This is a genomic window from uncultured Lactobacillus sp., assembly GCF_947367085.1.
Classification (GTDB): Bacteria; Bacillota; Bacilli; order Lactobacillales; family Lactobacillaceae; genus Lactobacillus.
Genome location: NZ_CANBCP010000095.1, coordinates 1 through 3,885 on the forward strand (window position 1 = coordinate 1; position 3,885 = coordinate 3,885).

Annotated in this window: 7 protein-coding genes; all 7 read left to right on the plus strand. The window is 32.9% G+C overall.

Annotation, left to right across the window (positions count from 1 at the left end; translation table 11 throughout):
- On the plus strand, positions 1-397 hold a 397-nt coding region (locus Q0Y70_RS09590), incomplete at its 5' end, for a hypothetical protein (protein WP_297820405.1).
- A 156-nt stretch (positions 398-553) separates the two neighbouring features.
- Positions 554-1,213 carry a DsbA family oxidoreductase gene (locus Q0Y70_RS09595; protein WP_297820408.1) on the plus strand — a complete coding sequence of 220 codons (660 nt, stop codon included), beginning with the start codon at positions 554-556 and terminating at the stop codon, positions 1,211-1,213.
- Between the two features lie 100 nt (positions 1,214-1,313).
- Positions 1,314-1,535: a hypothetical protein gene (locus Q0Y70_RS09600; protein WP_297820411.1), complete on the plus strand. Its 222-nt coding sequence runs from the start codon at positions 1,314-1,316 to the stop codon at positions 1,533-1,535.
- 135 nt (positions 1,536-1,670) lie between these two features.
- Positions 1,671-2,528, plus strand: a complete 858-nt coding sequence (locus tag Q0Y70_RS09605) for a mucin-binding protein (RefSeq protein ID WP_297820414.1) — start codon at positions 1,671-1,673, stop codon at positions 2,526-2,528.
- 96 nt (positions 2,529-2,624) lie between these two features.
- Positions 2,625-2,912: a hypothetical protein gene (locus Q0Y70_RS09610; protein WP_297820417.1), complete on the plus strand. Its 288-nt coding sequence runs from the start codon at positions 2,625-2,627 to the stop codon at positions 2,910-2,912.
- A 46-nt stretch (positions 2,913-2,958) separates the two neighbouring features.
- Positions 2,959-3,474, plus strand: coding sequence for a DUF4767 domain-containing protein (locus tag Q0Y70_RS09615; RefSeq protein ID WP_297820419.1), 516 nt, complete (start codon positions 2,959-2,961; stop codon positions 3,472-3,474).
- Between the two features lie 82 nt (positions 3,475-3,556).
- Positions 3,557-3,727, plus strand: a complete 171-nt coding sequence (locus Q0Y70_RS09620; RefSeq protein WP_297820422.1) for a hypothetical protein — start codon at positions 3,557-3,559, stop codon at positions 3,725-3,727.
- Positions 3,728-3,885 lie beyond the last annotated feature (158 nt).

The following is a 3,885-nucleotide window of genomic DNA, read 5'->3' on the forward strand; positions in this document are numbered from 1 at the left end:
CTATTTATCCTGTGCCATAAAACAAAACACAGACTTTGGAGCTATTAATAAATTATTTGAAAATATTAAAGAAACCAATCTTTTTGTTTATAGTCAAAATCAGGCGATTTGCGGGGTTATGGATTGGATTACCGAGGATGCAATCATAGAATTAACTGCTGCGCCAAAAAAGAATCTTCCTTTAAAAAGTCTTCGCCAATCATTGTTTTATTACCACTTGGTATCTAGGCAATTGCAGCTTACTATTGAGAATTTAGTGGTCTTTAACCCAAGATTTGGAATAATTAATCACACTGAAGTAAAGAATATTTCTAACGAATTATTACAAAAGATTGCCCATAAGCTTGATAGTCTTGATCAATTTGCTTCAGTCAGCTTATCTGACCGGCTTAAGTGATACTCTGTATAAATAAAAAAAGAATTTTACTATCTCACTATGAAAATATATAAATATATATGAAATTTTCTAAATCGGAACCGTTTTCATTGCTTTATGTTTGAGATCCCTGTAGTCTTAGGGTGAAATGATTATATTAAGCAAGAGGTGGCAACGATGAGAATTGAGATTTGGTCCGATTTTTCTTCACCGGAATGTTATGTCGGACAAGTTCGTCTGCAACATGTGATTCAAAGACTAGGGATGCAGCACCAGGTTGATTATCGCCAAGACGCTTATTTAATTGATCCTGCAGCGCCAATACGGTCCGTAGAAACTAATGCAGAAAAATTAGCATATGATAAAGGGATTTCATTAAGACAAGCACATGAAAGTTACGATCACTGGACACGATTAGGAGAAACGGAAGGATTAAATATCCGCTATGGCTTCGCCTTTAATACTAATACTATGGATGCCCATCGCTTGGTATTATGGGTACAAGATGAGTACGAGGATCCAACACTAACTCAAAGATTAATAGATTTACTGTTTAAAGCAAATTTGACTGATAATTTAATTTTGGCAGATCGTGAAGTCTTAGGAGAAGTCGGACAAGCAGCAGGCTTAAGTGGCGAAGAAATTGCTGAGATGCTTGCTTCTAACGCTTATAAAAATACTGTTATAGCACAAACAGCTCATTTTAATGACTTAGGAGAAGCAAGTTTGCCGTTCTTTATAATTGGCAAAGAAAGTTTTGCAGGTATTCAACCTAGAAAAGTGTTTGCTGATGCTCTAAATAAAGATGCAGATGAATTTGTAAATGCTCGGCTTTAAAAAGATTCAATATATCAGGTCATTATTTTATAATAATTTACCTTTTTGAGTTACACTAAAAGTGTAAAGTGTTATTTAAAAAGAATAGAGGTAGATACTTATGAGTAAAAGAGTATGGAAGACAATCGGTATTATTTCTGCAGTAGCTGGTGTTGCTGCAGGTGCAACTGCAATTGCAAAACATCAAATTAATAAAAATAAGCAAGACGAAGATGAAGATGATTTTGTAGAAGTTAGCGATGGTATTTCTAGTGAAAATCCAGAATCTGCTGCTGCCGATTCAGAAGATGCAAGTAAAGAAGATTCATCTGACGAAAATTAGACTAATATAGAAAATCCCTCCGCTATTGAGAGCAGGGGGATTTTTTGTTAATAAATAACATATTAGACCGTTTTCTTATATGAAATTTGTCCTATAATTTAATTTGAATAGTTTTTATTATAGAAAGAAGTCAAAATGAAGAAAACACTCCTGGCTGCTCAAGCCCTAATTACAAGTGGATTGCTGCTGGGAATCAGTCAACAAGTTAAAGCAGACACTGTTGATTCAAATACTGAAAAAACACCTGCTAGTGAGAATAGTAATAATCAACATACTTCTCAAGAGCAGGACCCAAAGATTTTAGCTACTCAGCAAGATAGTCAAGTTAGTTATCAAAATCAAACGCAGCAATTAACAGAAACGATCTATTTTCAAGACACTTCAGGTAAGGAAATTGCACCGGCTAAAAAACAAATTGTGACTGTTTCTCGGATAAACACATTAAAAGATGGGCAAGTAATAAAATATGGCACTTGGTCAAAGACAGATTTTCCACAAATGAAAGCTCCTAAAATTGATGGGTATATTCCAACGCAGCCTTATTTAGATGCTTTACCTGCAAATCAAAGCTTTTATTTTGTTTGGCAGTATCGTAAAGCAATAAATAATACTCAGCCAAATGAGTTCAAACCCGCTCCAGTTCATCCAAATATCGTAGATACTAAAACTGTTAGTGCTAACATAGATCAGTCAGATAATAATATTAAGCATCCAGCATTAAATTTAAAAATAGATGCTGAGCTAAAAAATAGTAATCAGTATAACGTAGACGAATTAGCCAAAAATTCTATCAAACTCAGCGCTTTTCAAGATGATAAAACGCTTAATCAAGCTTCTAGCGATGCAGATAAAGATTCTTCGGATATTCAACATAAAGATGCAACATTACCACAAACTAGCAGTAGTAATTGCGATGAGCTTAAGATTAGCGGCTTATTAGGTGTGATTAGCTTAATGGGGTTTATGGGTGTACGTAAAAAGCACAAATTTTAACTAAAAGAATCCGTAAGGGTTCTTTTTATGTATATAAACTGAAATGGTTTACAATTAAAGTGATTAGTAAGAAATAAAATTTATGAGGTGACAAAAATGGCAAAAAAGCTTTTAACATTATCCTTAATTAGTGCTGGATTAGGTGCTTGTGCAGTTGGAGTTTATTACTTTTTGAAGAAGAGAAAAGATTCAGCTGATGAGAATTATTCAATTGACAATGGTCAAGAGTTAGATTTAAGTAGTGATCCATTCTTTAACAAAGATTTACCACATATCACGCATCAAACAATTCCTGGTCAAGCCGAAATGGAAGTTAAGAATTATACTTATTCTTCAACAACTCCTGCAGATCGGATGCCAAGTAAGACAAGTCATGCAGATTAAAAAGGGCTCGAGCAATCGAGCTTTTTTGTTAGCGAGGTTTAAGGTTATGAAAAAAATAATACTTTTACTAGCTTTAGTTTTCTGTCTAGGATTTACTGGATGTCAAAATCAAAAGAAAAATACTAATACTCAAAGCCAACAAGAAACAAAGATTTTGAATTCTAAAAAGCAAAGCCAACTTTCTCAGACAATGAAAAAGTATGGTCAAAAGCAAAATGTTAAGTATCATGAATATAATGGAGTTCAAGAATTAAGAATCACCAATGGACGTGTCTATCCTGATATTTTTAAAACAGATACTTTTTACCTAAATAACAAGAAGATATCAATTGGTTGGGATCCGTATGGGAAGCATCATTATGATTATGAGGTGCTGGCAATTTATAATGCGGATTTGTCTAAAAATAATCACAAGACATTTTTATTTTGTCGGCATGACAAAAAGCCAATCATTCTAGTAGAAAATGATAATTCAAATTCTGACAAGGTTATTTTAAAACAAAGTCCTGATAAGGGGCTAAACAGCGCATTTGTTGGTATTATGAATGGCTTTAATAAGTAAAATTTTGAAGTTAAAATTTTTATTTACCTAAGACCATTTACAATTAACGTGAAGTTACTTAAGAAGGAATGGAGGTCTCACTATGACATTACCAAAGTTTGATCAAGAAAAAGAAGATATCATTAAACAAGTTCGTGAAATGATTGATCGTGATCGCGATAATGGTTATATCTTGGAAAGCTTGCAATCTCAGTATGGAGAAGATTTCTCTGATGCTGATTTAAAGAAGTTTATTCAAGAAGCAAGTAAATAATTTACCTATACAAATAAATATTTTTCAGAAGATAGAAAATAAATTCTGTCTTCTTTTTGTTCATATATAAAGATATTGATAAAATTATAAAAATATTGGTGACAAAATCCAATTTGTCCTGTATCCTAATTACTCGGGTCTTTTCATATTTGTTAAAC